The organism is Nonomuraea sp. NPDC059194, from assembly GCF_042754765.1.
Classification (GTDB): Bacteria; Actinomycetota; Actinomycetes; order Streptosporangiales; family Streptosporangiaceae; genus Nonomuraea.
Genome location: NZ_JBHZBH010000003.1, coordinates 115161 through 131730, shown reverse-complemented (window position 1 = coordinate 131730; position 16570 = coordinate 115161). Strand labels below are relative to the sequence as shown.

Annotated in this window: 17 protein-coding genes; 9 read left to right on the top strand and 8 right to left on the bottom strand. The window is 69.1% G+C overall.

Going from position 1 to position 16570, the window contains the following annotated elements; genetic code table 11:
• Nucleotides 1-21: 21 nt before the first annotated feature.
• The 4 genes from ACFXJ8_RS05970 to ACFXJ8_RS05955 all read right to left on the bottom strand — a co-directional run bounded on the left by ACFXJ8_RS05970 (nt 22) and on the right by ACFXJ8_RS05955 (nt 2915).
• Entirely contained in the window at nt 22-540 is a 519-nt protein-coding gene (locus ACFXJ8_RS05970) for a hypothetical protein (RefSeq protein ID WP_379642689.1), read from the bottom strand.
• Nucleotides 541-604: 64 nt separating this feature from the next.
• Complete coding sequence (locus ACFXJ8_RS05965; RefSeq protein WP_379642688.1) at nt 605-1810, bottom strand: C40 family peptidase; 1206 nt, start codon at nt 1808-1810, stop codon at nt 605-607.
• Between the two features lie 86 nt (nt 1811-1896).
• Nucleotides 1897-2397: a transcription elongation factor GreA gene (greA, locus tag ACFXJ8_RS05960; RefSeq protein ID WP_358136238.1), complete on the bottom strand. Its 501-nt coding sequence runs from the start codon at nt 2395-2397 to the stop codon at nt 1897-1899.
• A gap of 101 nt (nt 2398-2498) precedes the next feature.
• Nucleotides 2499-2915: a DUF4307 domain-containing protein gene (locus ACFXJ8_RS05955; protein WP_379642687.1), complete on the bottom strand. Its 417-nt coding sequence runs from the start codon at nt 2913-2915 to the stop codon at nt 2499-2501.
• Nucleotides 2916-3051: 136 nt separating this feature from the next.
• Between ACFXJ8_RS05955 and mca the strand changes: the two genes are divergently transcribed.
• The 3 genes from mca to ACFXJ8_RS05940 are packed head-to-tail and all read left to right on the top strand — an operon-like array spanning nt 3052 to nt 4394.
• Nucleotides 3052-3936: a mycothiol conjugate amidase Mca gene (gene mca / locus ACFXJ8_RS05950; protein ID WP_379642686.1), complete on the top strand. Its 885-nt coding sequence runs from the start codon at nt 3052-3054 to the stop codon at nt 3934-3936.
• A 9-nt stretch (nt 3937-3945) separates the two neighbouring features.
• Nucleotides 3946-4101, top strand: a complete 156-nt coding sequence (locus ACFXJ8_RS05945) for a hypothetical protein (protein ID WP_358136247.1) — start codon at nt 3946-3948, stop codon at nt 4099-4101.
• The gene (locus tag ACFXJ8_RS05940; RefSeq protein WP_379642685.1) at nt 4098-4394 is read left to right on the top strand and encodes a GNAT family N-acetyltransferase; all 297 of its coding nucleotides are present in this window, start codon (nt 4098-4100) and stop codon (nt 4392-4394) included. The genes ACFXJ8_RS05945 and ACFXJ8_RS05940 overlap by 4 nt, the downstream gene beginning before the upstream one ends.
• Nucleotides 4395-4437: 43 nt before the next feature.
• Here the strand turns inward: ACFXJ8_RS05940 and ACFXJ8_RS05935 are convergent, their stop codons facing one another.
• On the bottom strand, nt 4438-5577 hold the full coding sequence (locus ACFXJ8_RS05935) for a hypothetical protein (RefSeq protein ID WP_379642684.1): 1140 nt from the start codon (nt 5575-5577) through the stop codon (nt 4438-4440).
• A gap of 83 nt (nt 5578-5660) precedes the next feature.
• Here ACFXJ8_RS05935 and ACFXJ8_RS05930 point away from each other — a divergent pair, with 83 nt between their 5' ends.
• Nucleotides 5661-7652: a thioredoxin domain-containing protein gene (locus ACFXJ8_RS05930; RefSeq protein WP_379642683.1), complete on the top strand. Its 1992-nt coding sequence runs from the start codon at nt 5661-5663 to the stop codon at nt 7650-7652.
• On the opposite strand, the gene ACFXJ8_RS05925 is transcribed toward ACFXJ8_RS05930, so the two are convergent.
• Nucleotides 7649-9823, bottom strand: a complete 2175-nt coding sequence (locus tag ACFXJ8_RS05925; protein WP_379642682.1) for a transglycosylase domain-containing protein — start codon at nt 9821-9823, stop codon at nt 7649-7651. The genes ACFXJ8_RS05930 and ACFXJ8_RS05925 overlap by 4 nt on opposite strands.
• 108 nt (nt 9824-9931) lie before the next feature.
• Nucleotides 9932-10417, bottom strand: coding sequence for an Lrp/AsnC family transcriptional regulator (locus ACFXJ8_RS05920; protein ID WP_379642681.1), 486 nt, complete (start codon nt 10415-10417; stop codon nt 9932-9934).
• 67 nt (nt 10418-10484) lie between these two features.
• Here ACFXJ8_RS05920 and hppD point away from each other — a divergent pair, with 67 nt between their 5' ends.
• From hppD to ACFXJ8_RS05895, 5 genes are all read left to right on the top strand, one after another.
• Nucleotides 10485-11585 carry a 4-hydroxyphenylpyruvate dioxygenase gene (gene hppD, locus ACFXJ8_RS05915; protein WP_379642680.1) on the top strand — a complete coding sequence of 367 codons (1101 nt, stop codon included), beginning with the start codon at nt 10485-10487 and terminating at the stop codon, nt 11583-11585.
• Between the two features lie 102 nt (nt 11586-11687).
• Nucleotides 11688-13097 carry a M1 family metallopeptidase gene (locus tag ACFXJ8_RS05910; protein WP_379642679.1) on the top strand — a complete coding sequence of 470 codons (1410 nt, stop codon included), beginning with the start codon at nt 11688-11690 and terminating at the stop codon, nt 13095-13097.
• Between the two features lie 28 nt (nt 13098-13125).
• The gene (locus tag ACFXJ8_RS05905) at nt 13126-13458 is read left to right on the top strand and encodes a PadR family transcriptional regulator (RefSeq protein ID WP_379642678.1); all 333 of its coding nucleotides are present in this window, start codon (nt 13126-13128) and stop codon (nt 13456-13458) included.
• Nucleotides 13455-14339, top strand: a complete 885-nt coding sequence (locus ACFXJ8_RS05900) for a hypothetical protein (protein ID WP_379642677.1) — start codon at nt 13455-13457, stop codon at nt 14337-14339. Before ACFXJ8_RS05905 ends, ACFXJ8_RS05900 begins: the two co-directional genes overlap by 4 nt.
• Before the next feature lie 25 nt (nt 14340-14364).
• On the top strand, nt 14365-15183 hold the full coding sequence (locus tag ACFXJ8_RS05895) for a hypothetical protein (RefSeq protein ID WP_379642676.1): 819 nt from the start codon (nt 14365-14367) through the stop codon (nt 15181-15183).
• Here ACFXJ8_RS05895 and ilvA read toward each other — a convergent pair.
• Nucleotides 15180-16391, bottom strand: a complete 1212-nt coding sequence (gene ilvA, locus ACFXJ8_RS05890; RefSeq protein ID WP_379642675.1) for a threonine ammonia-lyase — start codon at nt 16389-16391, stop codon at nt 15180-15182. The two genes, ACFXJ8_RS05895 and ilvA, sit on opposite strands and share 4 nt — an antisense overlap.
• Nucleotides 16392-16570 lie beyond the last annotated feature (179 nt).

Below are 16570 nucleotides of genomic sequence, written 5' to 3'. Positions count from 1 at the left end.
TAAACCAATGTGCGCATTGGTTCAGTCCATTCCCGAAGGGCCCGCCGCTCTAATGCGGTCGACGTGCTGCAGGGCGTCGCGCAGCTCCGAGAGCCAGGTGTCGGTGTGCTTGCCGACCAGGCGTACGCACCAGGCGAGCGCGTCGCTGCGACTGCGGGCCACGCCCGCGGAGACCAGCGTGTCGAGAACCTGCCGCTCGGACTGGCGCAGCCGGGTCATGACGGGCACGGACAGTGTGGTGAACATCACCGTCTCGTCGCCGCAGACGACACCCCACGAGACCTTGCGGCGGAACTTCCGCTCGGCCTCCGACGCGATCTCGATACGGCGCTCCCTGGTCTCCTCGCGGAAGCGCCTGATGAGGCCGTCGATCATGGCGGCCTTCTCGGCCTCCGACTCGGCCTCGGGCTCGGGCAGGGTGCCGAGCACGGCGATCTCCTCGCGGTCGAGGACGATGGTGACGGGACCGGTGAACCAGGTCTCGGGCAGGCGTCCGGTGAACCACGCGCGCAGTGTGCTGGCTGCTTCGTCAGTATCCATGTAATGAGAATTACACACGCAATGGGCAAGAGCCAGCCTTGGCTGGACTGTCAAGGAAACGCTGTCAGCGAACGCGAGCCGCGACGCGCGGGCTGACTCGGACGACGCCCGCCAGCCCGCGTGTACTGAGCGGTGAGATCTTCACCACGTCGCCGGTCCTGGGCGCCTGCAGCACCTTGCCATTACCCCAATAAATCGCCACATGGGAGATGTAGCCGGGGTTGGTGGGGTCAAGCCGCCAGAAGATGAGGTCGCCCGGCTGCGCCTGCGACAGTGGCACCTGCGGCCCCGCCACCCACTGCTGGTGGGTGACTCGTGGCATCCGGACCCCCGCCTGCGCGAACGCCCACTGCACCAGGCCCGAGCAGTCGAAGGTGTCGGGACCCTCGGCCCCCCACACGTACGGCCGGCCCAGCTTGCCGACCGCCGCCCGCAACGCGGTGGTCAGCTGCCCGGCCGACATGAACGAGCCCGAGCTCCACTGGGTGACCCGCTTGGGCGCGGCCAGCACCGGATTGATCGCGGCGACCTGCGAACCCTTGGGCAGCACCCGCAGCAGCGCCCTGCGCAGGGTGGAGGTGTCGACCTTCGGAGCGCTGATCACGAGCGCGTTGTTCTGCGGGAAGCCCAGCGCGCGGGCCTTGTCCCTGGAGAGGACGGCGTCCACCGCGCCCATGCCCATCGTCGCGTAGGCGCCGATCCTGAGCTGGCCGCCCGGCCCCGGCACGCTGCGGCCCAGCGTGAGCCCGCCGTCGTTGCCGAGCACGAACGAGACGGCCACGTCGCCGCCCGCGACGTTGGCCCACAGGCCGTCGGACGAAGCGGTCACCTTGGGCGTGTACGCCCTGAAACTGGAGGGATCGACGCCGAGCGTCTGCACGCGCTTGCCGTCGATCTGGACGGAGGCGGCGTCGGCGAGCTCGACCGCCTGGATGCCCTTGACCCTGACGACCTTCTCCATGGTGGAGCGCCGTAAGGGCTTGCGTGTCACCACGAACACGCTGGGCGAGCGGAGCTTGCCCAGCGGCCGCACGGGAGGCGCCGTCTTGGTCTCGGCGACCAGGTCTTCCTGGGGCGCCAGCTTCTTGGCCGTCACGGCGGTCGAGGCCGGCTCCTGCTCGGAGAGCTCACCGAGTAACGCCACATCGGCGGCGATCACCATGGCCAGCGTCACCGCGATGAACGGCACCAGCCGGTGACCGCGCGGCGGCCGCTTCGGCCGGTGACCGTACGGGCCGGGCGGCGGCGCGGGGCGGCGGTCGCCGTACACCAGGAAGGACAGGTCCTGCCTGATCCCGCCACCGGCACGCTGAAGATCCGCCGGGCCAGCGGCCCGGCGGATCTCCTCTTCTGGACTCAGTTGCCGATGTACGGCACGGCCTCGAGGATCTCGACCGTGTTCTGACGGCCGTTGGGCATGGCGTAGGTCGCCTTCTCCCCGATCTTCTTGCCGTTGATCGCGGCACCGAGAGGGGACTTGGGCGAGTAGACGTCGATCGGCGCGCCGGTCTCCTCGCGGGAGGCGAGCAGGAAGGTGACCTCGTCATCGTCGCCCTCGAAGCGGATCGTGACGGTCATGCCGGGGCCCACCACGCCCTCGGTCTTGGGGGCCTCGCCCACCCTGGCGCTGTCGAGGAGCTGCCTGAGGTGGTAGATGCGGGCCTCGATCTTGCCCTGTTCGTCCTTGGCCGCGTGGTAGCCGCCGTTCTCTTTCAGGTCGCCCTCTTCGCGAGCAGCCTCGATCTTCTTGGCGATGTCAACACGGCCCGGGCCCGAGAGGTAGTCGTACTCCTCCTTCAGGCGGTCGTACGCCTCCTGCGTCAGCCAGGTGACGTTCTCATCGCGAGAGTAGGCCACGGGTTCTCCTTGCTTCCTTAGGGGGCCCTGAGTTCACTTGGGATTGCGAATCGCGAAAGACTAACAACTTTACCCGCTCGAACGCTTCCCCAAATGTCTCACTATACGAGATTGCAGTACTGGATGTGGACGGAAGAGGCCTGGCCACTGATGTCCAAGCTCTCCTTCAGTCGGGTATACCCCTCGCCGGCCGGAATCTTTACTTCCTTGCTGCCGACTTCCACATGGTTCGCGTCGGTGGCGCGCAGGCGGCACACCGCCGCCCTGTCGGCGGGCTTGGCGATCTCGAAAGTGATCTCAGCGGAGTCGGGCCTGGAGGCGTCGAAGGCGACGACCTGCTTGGTGACCCCGACGTTGCCGGTGGCCGACCACATCACGTAACCCCAGCCACCTGCGATGATCGCCACCAGCACGGCGATCACGACGTGGACGACGAACCTGCCCTGCCGCTCAGGACGGTCGCTGAAGTCGTCCGGGGTGCCGAGAACCGGACCGTTCTCGACATCTCTGGTGGCCATGACGGAATCTCCCTGCACTCCCTGGTGTTGTCCGAGACAATTGTCGCCTGCCGGGGGTCCGCCCCTGCGACCCGCCCAAGAGAAGTAAACCTCTTACGGCGAGTGACCCGGTCCGAAGTGAGGAGACAGCGAGCCAGTGAGCGCACCGCTGAGGCTGATGGCCGTCCACGCCCATCCCGACGACGAGTCGAGCAAGGGCGCCGCCACCATGGCGCGTTACGTCGCGGAAGGCGTTGAGGTCCTCGTCTGTACCCTCACGGGCGGTGAGCGCGGTTCCGTGCTCAACCCGAAGATGGACCGCCCCGAGATCGTCGCCAACATCGGCGAGGTCCGCCGCAAGGAGATGGACCGCGCGCGCGAGATCCTCGGAGTGCGCCAGCGTTTCCTCGGTTTCGTCGACTCGGGCCTGCCGGAGAACGAGGACGAGGCGCTGCCCGAGGGCTGCTTCGCCCTCCAGCCGCTGGAGGAGGCCACCAGGCCGCTGGTCGCGGCGGTGCGCGAGTTCAGGCCGCACGTGATCCTCACTTACGACGACGACGGCGGCTACCCGCACCCCGACCACATCATGACCAACAGGGTGTCGGTGGAGGCGTTCGACGCGGCCGGCGACCCCGACCGCTACCAGGGCACGGGCGACCCCTGGCAGCCGCTGAAGCTCTACTACCAGATGGGCTTCACCAAGGAGCGCTTCGAGGCGCTGCACGACGCGATGAACCAGCGCGGCATCGGCTCGCCGTACGCCGACTGGATCGCCCGCTGGGAGGACCGGCCCCAGAAGTGGCCGGTGACCACGCGGGTGCCCTGCGGCGACTACTTCAAGACCCGCGACGAGGCGCTGATGGCGCACGCCACGCAGGTCGACCCCGACGGGTTCTGGTTCGTGTGCCCGAGGGAGCTGCAGCAGGAGATCTGGCCGACGGAGGACTTCCACCTGGCGCGGTCGCTGGTCGACACCAAGCTTCCGGAGGACGACCTGTTCGCGGGCATACACGCCGAGGAGACCGCGTGCGCGTGCAAGTAAGCTGGAGGCGTGACGTACTTCGCCATTGGTGACGTGAGCCCGGGCATCCTGGGCTTCACCGTCGTGGCCCTCATGGGATTCGCGCTCTTCTTCCTCATCAAGTCGATGAACAAGCAGATCTCCAAGATCGAGGTCCCGCACGAGGCCGACCTGGACAAGAAGTGACCGACGAGGTCACGATCGTCGACAACCCGGACGAGCACCGCTTCGAGATCCACGTGGGCGACACGCTCGCCGGGTTCGCCGAGTACAAGCTGCTGCCCACGACCATCGTCATCACCCACACCGAGGTCGACCCGGCCTTCGAGGGCAAGGGTCTGGCGAGCCGGCTCGTCCGGCGGGCGCTCGACGTGAGCAGGGACACCGGGCTGAAGGTGCGCCCGCTGTGCCCCTACGTGGCCGAGTGGATCAGCCGCCACCCCGACTACCAGGCCATGGTCGAGGTCGAGGTCGAGTAAGAAAACTGTGGCGGAACCGCCACAGTTTCAGTCCTCGGGTTTTTCAGTCTTCGGGCGACCAGGCGCGCTCCAGCGCCTCCGGCAGCCCCCACCAGCCCAGCGGCGTGAGCACCTCGTCCTCGTCCACGATGCCCAGATACGACCACAGCCCGGTCACGTGCGTGAACAGCGTCTCCGTGGTCTCGATGTCGTCGGGATCGTCCATGTCGACCGTGATGTCCTCCGACTCCGCGATCAGCCGGGCGATCCGCTCGGGCGAGGCCAGCACGCCCGGCCCCAGCCTGGCCAGCGCCGCCACCGCGGCCAGCCAGTCGGCGTGATGGATCGCGCACAGCGCGGCCAGCACCGCCTCCTCATGGCTGAGCTCCTCGTGGTTCTCCTCCGCTTCCAGATCCTCGTCCAGGTCGGAGATCGGCCCCGCGATGCCGGCCACGACCGCCAACCACAACTCACGGTCGTCCTCGGGCATCAGCCCGCCCTCGAACCCCGCGCACGCCCGCAGCACGTTGCCCGGATAGCCGGGGAACACGAGCATCTCCCTGAGCCTGGCCGCGGCGTTGCGCAGCTCGGGCTCCGGCAGCTCCGGCCGTTTGGGCAGTTCGGCGACGATCCGCCGCAGCTCGGCCAGCGCGTAGGACTCCTCCTCGTCCCACGCGGCGAACAGCTCCTCGTCCTGCTCGTCGCTCACCACCAGGCTGGGCACCCTGCCGTCGGGCAGCGCCGTGTTGAGCCAGCGCTCCTGCAGCTCCTCGTAGGCGGCGCGGGCGGCGGGGTTGCCCTCGGCCAGCGCGTCAGGGTCGATCTCGCCCGCCTCGACGCGCTGCTCCAGGAAGGCGACGAAGCGCGCGTGCATCTCCTCGGCGACCGGCCCCCGCTCGTCCTCCTCGGGCCAGACGAAGTAGCTCGGGGTGAGCAGGATCGGCTCGCTGCCCGAGGCCTCCAGCCACCGCTGCACGTCGCCCACCGTGGCCGTGCCCGCCTCGATCGCGCTGAGCGTGCTCCTGGCGGTGTCCCAGAACGTCGCCGAGAGCGGGTTGCCCACGGCCATCATGGCCCGCCGCAGGTCGGGCAGCGCCACGAGCGCCACCCCCGAAGGGACGGCCAGCAGCGCGCGGGCCACGTCCCTGCGGGTGAGCGCGGTCGCGGGGCGCTCGGCATGGGCGCTCACGAAGTCAAGGTCCACGCTCGGTAACCTACCCGCCTCTCCCCTCCGTACGGGTCCCCCACACGGGTCTTAGCTGGGAGCACGCGTGAGAGGCTGGCCTCATGAACAGGCTGAAGAATGCCACCAGCCCCTACCTCCAGCAGCACGCCGACAACCCGGTCGACTGGTTCGAGTGGGGTCAGGAGGCGTTCGAGGAGGCGCGGCGGCGTGACGTGCCGCTGCTGATCTCGGTCGGCTACTCAGCCTGTCACTGGTGCCATGTCATGGCCCATGAGTCCTTCGAGGACGCCGAGACCGCCCGTCTCATGAACGAGCGCTTCGTCAACATCAAGGTCGACCGCGAGGAACGGCCGGACGTCGACGCCGTCTACATGAGCGCCACGCAGGCCATGACGCAGCACGGCGGGTGGCCGATGACGGTGTTCGCGACGCCGGAGGGCCACCCGTTCTACTGCGGCACCTACTTCCCGAAGCCGCAGTTCCAGCGCCTGCTCGTCGGGGTGCACAATGCGTGGGTCGGCGACCGGGAGCAGGTGCTCGACCAGGGGTCGAAGGTGGTCGAGGCGCTCACCGGCGGTTCGAGGCTGCCGAGCGGTCCCGTGCCGACGCGCGAGACGCTGGCGCTGGCCGTACAGGACCTGATGCGGTCCTTCGACCAGGCGCGCGGCGGGTTCGGCGGCGCGCCGAAGTTCCCGCCGTCGATGGCGCTGGAGTTCCTGCTGCGCTACCGCGGCGACGGCGTGGCCGTGGCGCGGGAGATGGCGGGCCGCACGCTGGAGGCGATGGCCAGGGGCGGGATCTACGACCAGCTCGGGGGCGGGTTCGCGCGCTACAGCGTCGACGCGGAGTGGGTGGTGCCGCACTTCGAGAAGATGCTCTACGACAACGCGCTGCTCCTGCGGGTCTACACGCACTGGTGGAAGGGCTCGGGAGCGCCGCTGGCCAAGCGGATCGCGCTGGAGACCGCCGAGTGGCTGCTCAGGGAGATGCGTACGCCGGAGGGCGGGTTCGCCTCGGCGCTCGACGCCGACAGCGAGGGCGAGGAGGGCAGGTTCTACGTCTGGACGCCCGACCAGCTGCGCGAGCTCCTCGACCCGGACGACGCGGCATGGGCGATCGAGCTGTTCGAGGTGAAGGGCACCTTCGAGCACGGCACCTCGGTGCTGCAACTGCCCGCCGACCCCGGCGACGCCGAAAGGTTCGCGCGGGTGCGGGCGCGGCTGATGGCCGCCAGAGACGAGCGGGTACGGCCCGGCCGCGACGACAAGGTGGTCGCGGCGTGGAACGGCCTGGCCATCGCGGCGCTCGCGGAGACGGGAGCGGTGTTCGAGCGGCCCGACCTGGTGGAGGCGGCGCGGGCGGCGGCGGAGCTGCTGGAGGAGGTGCACCTCGACGGCGATCGGCTGGCGCGCACCTCGCGCGACGGTCACGCGGGGCGCAACGCGGGCGTGCTGGAGGACTACGCCGACCTGGCCGAGGGGCTGCTGGCGCTGTACGGGGTGACGGGCGAGGTGCGGTGGTTCGCGCTGGCGGGACGGTTGCTGGATGTGGTCCTGTCCCGGTTCGCCGACGGGTCCGGCGGGTTCTTCGACACCGCGGACGACGCCGAACGGCTGTTCCAGCGGCCCCAGGATCCGACCGACAACGCGACGCCTTCGGGGCAGTTCGCGGCGGCGGGGGCGCTGCTGTCGTATGCGGCGCTGACGGGGTCGGCGCGGCATCGGGAGGCGGCGGAGTCGGCGCTGGGCACGGTGTCGGTGCTGGCCGGAGGGCATGCCAGGTTCGCGGGGTGGGGGCTGGCGGCGGCCCAGGCCGCGCTGGCGGGGCCCGTCGAGGTGGCGATCGTGGGGCCCGAGGACGATCCGCGCACGAGGGCGTTGCACCGGGCGGCGCTGCTGGCCGACGTTCCTGGGCTGGTCATCGCCCTGGGCCGGGAGCCCGCCGACGCGAACGCCGGGGTCCCGTTGCTGGAAGGGCGCGGGCTGGTCGACGGGGCGCCGGCGGCCTACGTCTGCAGGGGGTTCACCTGCAGGCTCCCGGTGACCACCCCCGCCGACCTGCTGGCCGAACTGGCGGCTCCCCTGTCCGCTTAGCGGGTTCCGGGGCCGCTGGAGGTGCCTGGCTGGCGGGTGCCCGGGCCGCCTGAGGTGTCGTCCAGTTGGTCGGGGTTGGGGGGCGCGTCGCCGTCCGGTGTGCCGGTGTTGTTCGGCGTGTCCCTGTTGTTCGGGGTGTCGGTGTTGTTCGCGTCGCCCCTGTCGGTCTCCTCAGGGACGACGGGCGTGTCGGCTGGGGACGTCGTCTCGTCGGGCTGCGGCGTGTTCTGCTCGTTTTCCTGCTGGTCGCCGCTCCACCGCTCGTCGCGCCAGTCGTCGCCGCTGTCGTAGCCGTTGTCGTACCCGTCGCCGTTGTCGTACCCCTGGTCGCCGTCGTCCTGCCGGTCCCAGCCGCCGTAGCCGTACGCGGACGGTTCGGGGAACTGCTCGACGGCCTTGCCCTCCAGGGCCTCCGTCATGAACGCCTTCCAGATCCGCGCGGGCAGCTGGCCGCCGAACTGCACGCCGTACCCGGGGACCTCGACGGTCTTGTTGTCGTCGCGGAACATGTTGACGGCGGTGGCCAGCTGTGGGGTGAAGCCGTTGAACCAGACCGCGCCCGAGCTGTCGGTGGTGCCGGTCTTGCCGGCGACCGGCCGGTCGTAGAGGCGGGCGCCGGTGCCGGTGCCGTACTTGACGACCTGCTCCATGGCGTAGATGGCGTCGGCGGCGGCCTGCTCGCCGACCATGGTCGTCGACTTGGGCTTGATGTCGGTCTTCTTGCCGTTGGTGTCGGTCACCGACTTGATGACGTGGGTCTCCATGTGGACGCCGCCGTTGGCCAGGCTGGCGAAGCCTGAGGCGTTCTGGACGGCGCTGACGGAGGCGACGCCGAGCGGGAAGGAGGCCGCGATCTTGTGCTGGTCGAGCTGGGCGGCGGGGATGCCGGCCGCCTCGGCGACCTTGGCGACCTTGTCGAGGCCGATCTTCTGGCCGAGGTCGACGAAGGCGGTGTTGACGGAGTTCTGCGTGGCACGGACCAGGTCGATGTAGCCGTAGGAGCGCCCACTGTCGTTGGGGATGGGCTGCGAGGCGCCGCGCACGGAGATGGGCGAGTTGCCGTTGACGGTGGTCGACAGGTCGAGGCCGTTGTCGAGGGCTGCCGCCAGCGTGTACGGCTTGAACGTCGAGCCCGCCTGGACCTTGGCGGAGAAGGCGTTGTCCCACGACTGGTCCTTGCGCCCGCCGTAGAAGGCGACGACCTCGCCGGTCTTGGGGTCGACGGCGGCAAGACCGGTGCGCACCTTCTTGGACGTGGAGTCGGGCAGCACGGAGGTCACCGCGCGCTCGGCGGCGCCCATGAGGTCCTTGTCGAAGGTGGTGACGATCTTCAGGCCGCCGTTGTCGATGTCCTCGTCGGTATAGCCGCGGGCATTGAGCTCCTCGCGGACCCTGTCGACCATGACCTGGTCCTGGCCCTTGAGCGCGAAGGCGGCCCTGGGCTTCTTCAACGCGGGGAAGACCTGCCCGGCCGCCTCCTGGGCGGCGATGGCACGGGTCTGCACCATGGCGTCGACGATCGCCTTCCATCGTGCTTTCGCGGCGTCGAGGTCGGCGCCCTTGGGGTCGGCGAACCTGCTGGGCTGCTGGATGACCGCGGCCAGGTAGGCGCCCTCGGCGACGGTCAGGTGCTCGACGTTCTTGCCGAAGTAGGCCTGGCTGGCGGCCTGGATGCCGTTGGCGCCCCTGCCGAAGTAGATCGTGTTGAGGTACTGCTCCAGGACCCAGTCCTTCGACTTGGACTGGTCGACCTTGATGGAGATCAGGATCTCCTTGAACTTCCTGGTGAGCGAGCGTTCCTGGCTGAGGCCGCTGTAGTAGTTGCGGACCATCTGCTGCGTGATCGTGGAGCCGCCCTGCAACTGCTTGCCCGTGACGGTGGACCAGACGGCTCGGGCGGTGCCCTTCAGCGAGACGCCGCCGTCGGTGTAGAAGGAGCGGTTCTCGGCGGCGATGACGGCCTCGCGGACGTGCGGGGGCACCTGGGCGAGCTTGACGTTCTTACGGTTGACGCCCTGCTTGGCCAGGACGGTCTTGCCGTCGCGGTAGTAGATGACCGAGCCCTGCGCCGTGGCTTCCTTCTGGGTGCTGTCGGGGATGGGCGTCATGGCCCAGGCGACCCCGAACAGACCGACCATGGCGAGGATCCCGGCGCCGAACGCGATCGCCACCCAGCGGAGTATCCGCCGTTTCCCCATGCTCTTCGCCACAGACTCCCCCAAGCTCAGCAACCCCCGTCAGCTGTGCGGAAGGCCAAGAATAAACGATCGGTAACGATGCTACGGCTTTCGCACGCCTCGTCGTGGTACATCCGTGACCAACGGCATAACTCTGTACGGCACCGGCGTGTCGAGGACGATCACCGAGGAAGTGCGCAGAACCCCTTGTACGGCGACGATCTGGTCGATGACCCGCTGAAGGTCGGAATTGGTGCGCGCGACGACCCTGCACAGCAGGTCGCTGCCGCCGGTGATGGTGTGGACCTCCAGCACCTCGGGGATGCGCGCGAGCTGGTCGGCGACCGGGTCGTGCCCGCTGACCTGACGGATCTCCATGGTCACGAACGCGGTCACGTCGTAGCCGAGCGCCGCGGCCGAGACGTCGGGGCCGAACCCGGTGATGACCCCCCTGGCGATCATCCGGTCGAGCCGAGCCTGCACCGTGCCGCGGGCGACGCCGAGCCTGCGCGAATACTCCAGAACTCCGAGGCGTGGCTCGGAGGAGAGCAGACTGAGCAGTTTGGCGTCCAGTTCGTCGATGGTCATGGACAGATTGTCCACTGTTTCAAGTGACAGTTGCACAAGCCGTCCATATAAATCGACAGTTGTCGGTATGAGCGATGAGTTTCCGGTCAAGGGCATGGACGCCGTGGTGTTCGCCGTGGGCAACGCCAAGCAGGCGGCGCACTACTACTCCACCGCGTTCGGGATGAAGCTGGTCGCCTACCGCGGCCCCGAGAACGGCAGCAAGGACGAGGTGGCCTACGTACTGACCTCGGGGGGCGCGCGGTTCGAGTTCCGTTCCTCGGTACGCCCGGGCACTGAGGTGGCCCGTCATGTCGCCGAGCACGGCGACGGCGTGATCGACCTGGCCATCGAGGTGCCGGACGTCGAGGCGGCCTACGAGCACGCCATCGCGCGGGGCGCTCGGGGGCTGGCCGAGCCGTACACGCTGGAGGACGAGAACGGCAAGGTCGTGCTCGCGGCCATCGCCACCTACGGCGAGACCAGGCACACCCTGGTCGACAGGTCCAACTACTCGGGCGCCTACCTGCCCGGCTACCGTCAGGCCGAGCCGATGGTCGCGCCTCCGGCCAAGCGGTTCTTCCAGGCGGTCGACCACTGCGTGGGCAACGTCGAGCTCGGCAAGATGGACGAGTGGGTCGAGTTCTACCGGAACGTGATGGGCTTCACCAACATGGCGGAGTTCGTCGGCGACGACATCGCCACGGAGTACTCGGCGCTGATGTCGAAGGTCGTCGCGGACGGCACGCGCAAGGTCAAGTTCCCGCTCAACGAGCCCGCGATCAGCCGTAAGAAGTCGCAGATCGACGAGTACCTGGAGTTCTACGGCGGCCCCGGCGTGCAGCACATCGCGCTGGCCACCAACGACATCCTCACCACTGTCGACAACATGCGCGCGGCGGGCGTGGAGTTCCTCGACACGCCCGACTCCTACTACGACGACCCCGAGCTGCGCGCCAGGATCGGCGAGGTGCGAGCGCCGATCGAGGAGCTGAAGAAGCGCAAGATCCTCGTGGACCGCGACGAGGACGGCTACCTGCTGCAGATCTTCACCAAGCCGGTGCAGGACCGCCCGACGGTGTTCTTCGAGCTGATCGAGCGGCACGGCTCGCTCGGCTTCGGCAAGGGCAACTTCAAGGCGCTGTTCGAGGCGATCGAGCGCGAGCAGGAGCGCCGCGGCAACCTGTAGCCACCCATATCCGTCCTGGCCGGACCACCCCCGGCCAGGACGCGGCACGCCCTGGCCGTAGATGCCTGATCTGCGGCAACGACTCGCGTAGGCTGCCTGGTCATGCGCTGTGCTGTGCTCCTGACGCTCCTGGGCGCGGTCGCCTGCGCCCCGTTCACCGGGGCCGAGGCTCCGCCCGCCTCCTCCGCGCCCTCGGCGGCGCCGCAGGGCAAACAGGGGCAGGGCATCGGCGATCCCGACTTCCCCGCCGACGGCAACGCGGGCTACGACGTCACCCGCTACCACCTCAAGATCGGTTACGACCCGGTCGTCAAACACCTGGACGGCCTGGCGACGATCCAGGCCAAGGCCACCCAGCCACTGTCGCGCTTCAACCTCGACCTGTCGGGCTTCAAGGTCGGCAAGGTCACGGTCGACGGCGCGCGGGCCACGTTCGAGCGGGCGGGCAGCGAGCTGACGGTGACCCCCGCCGGGGGGCTGCGCGCGGGCCGCGCCTTCACCGTCGCCGTCGCCTACAAGGGCACGCCCAAGCCGATGAGCGACCCCGCCAACCTCGGCACCTACGGGTTCATCCCGACCGCCGACGGCGCTTTCGTCACCGGCCAGCCCAACGGCGCCAAGACCTGGTTCCCCGCCAATGATCACCCCGCCGACAAGGCCCGCTTCGACTTCGAGCTGACCGTCCCGCAGGGCCTGACGGCGCTGGCGAACGGCGAGCAGACCAGACAGCCCGTCACCCGCGGCGGCAAGACCACGTTCGCCTGGTCGGAGAAGCATCCGATGGCGACCTACCTGGCCACGATGACGCTCGGCAAGTTCGAGCTGCGCGAGGGCAGGACCGCGACGGGCATCCCCAACCTGGCCGCCGTCGACCCGAAGTTCGCCTCGGCCCTCAGCGGCCTCCACACCGTCTCCGGCGAGGCCACCGACTACCTGGCCACGGTCTTCGGCCCCTACCCGTTCTCGTCGACGGGCGGCGTCATCGACGACTACGCCGCGGGCTACGCGCTGGAGAACCAGACCAAGCCGATGTACGGCGGCTTCCGCCCCGAGGACGCCATCATCGCCCACGAGGTGGCCCACCAGTGGTTCGGCAACAGCCTGTCCATCAAGCGGTGGAAGGACCTGTGGCTCAACGAGGGCTTCGCCACCTACGCCGAGTGGCTGTGGTCGGAGCACAAGGGCAAGTCGAGCGCGCAGCGCGTCTTCGACACCCACTACGCCAGGACCGCCGGTGACCCGATGTGGGCCTACCCGCCGGGCCGGGCGCGGCCCGACGACCTGTTCAACGAGTCGGTCTACACGCGCGGCGGCATGGCGCTGCACGCGCTGCGCAAGAGCGTGGGCGACACCGTTTTCTTCAAGATCGTCAAGGAATGGACCGCTCGCCACAAGTACGGACATGTCACGACGCCGCAGTTCATCGCACTCGCGGAGCGGCTGTCGGGCAAGCAGCTGGACCAGCTCTTCGACACCTGGCTCTTCGAGCCGAGAAAACCGGTCTTGTCCTGATTCCGTTTAACGGAGTATCTTGATCGCCATGCCGAGAAGATCTACGGAAGTCAGCGAGCCGATGTACTTCGTGCTCGCCGCGCTCCTCGACGGGCCCCTGCACGGGCACGCGATCGTCGGCCGGGTCATCGAACTGTCCCGCGACCGCGTCAAGCCGTCGATCAGCACCCTCTACGGCATTCTCGAGCGTCTCACCGCCCAGGGCACACTCAGCGTCGACCGCGAGGAGGTCGTGGACGGCCGCAACCGCCGCTACTTCCGCATCACCGATCGCGGCAGGGCGATCGCCGAGGCCGAGGCCGAGCGCATGCATCACGCCGCCAGCGTGATCAGGGGCCGCCGCGACCTGGGCCTGACGTGACGCCGCTGGAGCGGCGCTACCGGCGGCTGATGTGGGCCTACCCCCGTGCCTACCGCTCGGCGCACGGCGAGGAGTTACTCGACGTCCTGCTCGCGCACACCGACCCCCTGCGTTCGCGGCCGCCGCTGAAGGAGGCGGCGGGACTGCTGGTCAACGGGGTGCGGGAGCGAGTCTGGCAGGCCACCGCGGCACCGATCTGGACCGACGGCCTGCACCTGGGCGTCACCGTGCTCTGCGCGGCCAACCTCGCCGCGTCGCTGCCCTATGTCACGTCGATCCCGGTGTGGTGCGCGCTGTCCGCGCTCGGCCTGATCTTCGTGCTCATGGGCCGGGTACGGCTCGCGCTGCCGCTGGTCCTGCTGGCCGGGATCAAGTCGTGGGCGATAGGCGTCGGCGTCGTCTTCGTGGACGCCACACCGCTGCCCGTCGAACCGGCCTTCCTGATGCGTGACCCGCTCTACGCCAACAGCGGCCCGATCGGCGCCGCCGCCGGACCGCTGCTGGCGTGCGCGGGGCTGGCGATCCTGGCCACGCGCGGCGAACGGCTACGGCGGCGATCGCTGTGGTGGCTGGTGACCGTACCCCTGCTGGCGGCGGCCGATCCCGCGTCGATGACGCTCGACGACCCCGCTCCCGTCGTCCTGACCAGGATCGCGACCGAGATCGTGGCGCTGGCGGGCGCGGCCTGGGCGGGACGGCTGACCGGCGACCAGCGCTGGGCGCTGGCCGCCGCGCTCCACCTGGTGGCGGTCTCCGCCGCCGTCGGTGAGCACCTGATCGACCAATCACGCCAGAACCTGGCCTACTGGGGGCTGCTGGCGTTCCTCACCCTTGTCGCGGTCGTCGTGCCGCGCGGGTCGCGCACGCGCGCGTTCGACTGACCTTTCATCCGATCTGGAGTTTTCCATGCGTCGTGTCACGTGGTTGCTTTCGCTTGCCCTCATATCGGGATGCGCGGCCGAATCGACCGCCACCCCCGCCCCCGCCAAGGGGCCGGATCCGCGGCCCAGGATGGAGCAGATCAAGGCCGACTGCATGAAGCAGAAGGGCTTCAAGTACGTCCCCTATATCACGCCGGATCGGCCGGATCCCGATCTGAGCAGCTACGAGGCCATGAAGACCTACCGCCAGAAGTACGGCTTCGGAGTGTTCGGCCAGTTCGTCTTCCCGAAGGATCCCCTGACCGGCAGCATCGAGAGCGATCCCGGGAAAAACGACCCGAACCGCGCGATCAGCGCGAAGTTGAACGACTCCCAGCACGAGGCCTACAACGAGGCGAAGGACGGCTGCTACCAGAAGGCCGCCAAGGAGGTGCTGAAGAAGGAGGCGGAGTCGATGTTGGATGGAGCCACCCTGCTGCGGGGGGCCAGGGAGGAGTTGGAAGCCACCGAGATCGACGGCGACCCCGAGCTGGTCGCCCTCGCCTCGGACATGGGCAAGTGCCTCGTCGGCAAGGGGCGGCGGGTGTCCTCGACCCAACCGACCACACTGGCCAAGAGGGGTGAGGAGCTGTTCTGGGACGAGATGGAAAAGCTCGGCGACAACCCCCACGAGATGCCGGACATCACGCCGGAGCAGGCCCGGCCGCACCTGGACAAGGAGGTCAAGGCGGCGCTGGAGGACCTGGAGTGCGGCAAGGAGTTCTACACCCGCTACGCCCCCAAGAAGGCTTCGATCTCGGCCCGGGTGTGGGCGGAGTACGGCCCGCTGCTCGGGGCTTTTTAGACGAAGACCTTGAAGCCCTCGTGCGCGAGCATCCCCAGCACCTCGTCGCAGTGCGCCTGGCCACGGGTTTCGAGCTGGAGCCGCACCTCGACCTCGTCGACGTGCAGGCGGGCGTTGACCCGCTCGTGGACGATGTCGATCACGTTGGCGCGCAGGTCGCCGAGCGTGGCCAGCAGCGCGGCCAGCACGCCGGGACGATCGGGGAGCCTGATCCTGACCGTGAGGTAGCGACCGGCGGCGGCCAGGCCGTGCCGTAGCACCTTGGACAGCAGCAACGGGTCGATGTTGCCGCCCGACAGCACCGCCACCACGGGCGGCTCGAAGGCGTGCGGGTGCGCCAGCAGCGCCGCCACCCCCACCACGCCCGCGGGCTCGACCACGAGCTTGGCCCGCTCGACGCACAGCACGAGCGCGCGGGAGATCTCCTCCTCCGACACCGTCACCACGCTGTCGACCAGATAGTGGATCATCTCGAACGGCAGCTCGCCTGGGCGGCCCACCGCGATGCCGTCGGCCATCGTGCCCGTGGGGTCGACGACCACGGGCTCACCCATCGCCAGCGAGGCCGGGTAGGCGGCGGCCTGCTCGGCCTGCACGCCGACGATCCGCACGCCGGGCCGTAGCGACTTGACGGCCAGGGCCACACCCGCGGCCAGCCCTCCGCCGCCGATGCCGAGCACGATCGTGCCCGTTCCGGGGAGCTGCTCGATGATCTCCAGGCCGATCGTGCCCTGGCCCGCTATGACGTCGGGGTGGTCGAAGGGGTGGATGAAGACCGCGCCCGTCCGCTCGGCGTGCTCCTTCGCCCTGGCCAGGGCGACGTCGACGCTGGCCCCGCCCAGCACGACCTCGGCGCCGTAGGCCTGCGTGGCCTCCACCTTGGGCAGCGGCGCGGCCTCCGGCATGTAGACGGTGGCCCGCGCGCCGAGCAGGCCAGAGGCGAGCGCGACACCCTGCGCGTGGTTGCCGGCGCTGGCGGCGACCACGCCCCTACGCCGCTCGTCCTCGGCCAGCTTGGCGATGCGGACGTAGGCGCCGCGGACCTTGAACGAACCGGCCCGCTGGAGGTTTTCACACTTGAGGTGTACGGGACCGCCGATGGCCTCCGACAGGACGCGCGACCGGAGCACCGGAGTCTGGACGGCGACACCCGCCAGGAGGTCGCGCGCGGCCACCACGTCGTCGAGGGTCACTCGCGGGAGCACCATGCCGCCCAGTCTCCCACTCGCGCACGCGACGACTTGACCATACTTCGTTAGCCGAAGTATGGTCCTCCGCATGCCAAAGCGATCACTGGCGATTCTCCCCTTGGTCTTACTTCTGGGATGCGGCGCCGAGAACACAGGGAAAGCAGCGACGGATCCGCCCCCTGAAGGCGCCACCACCA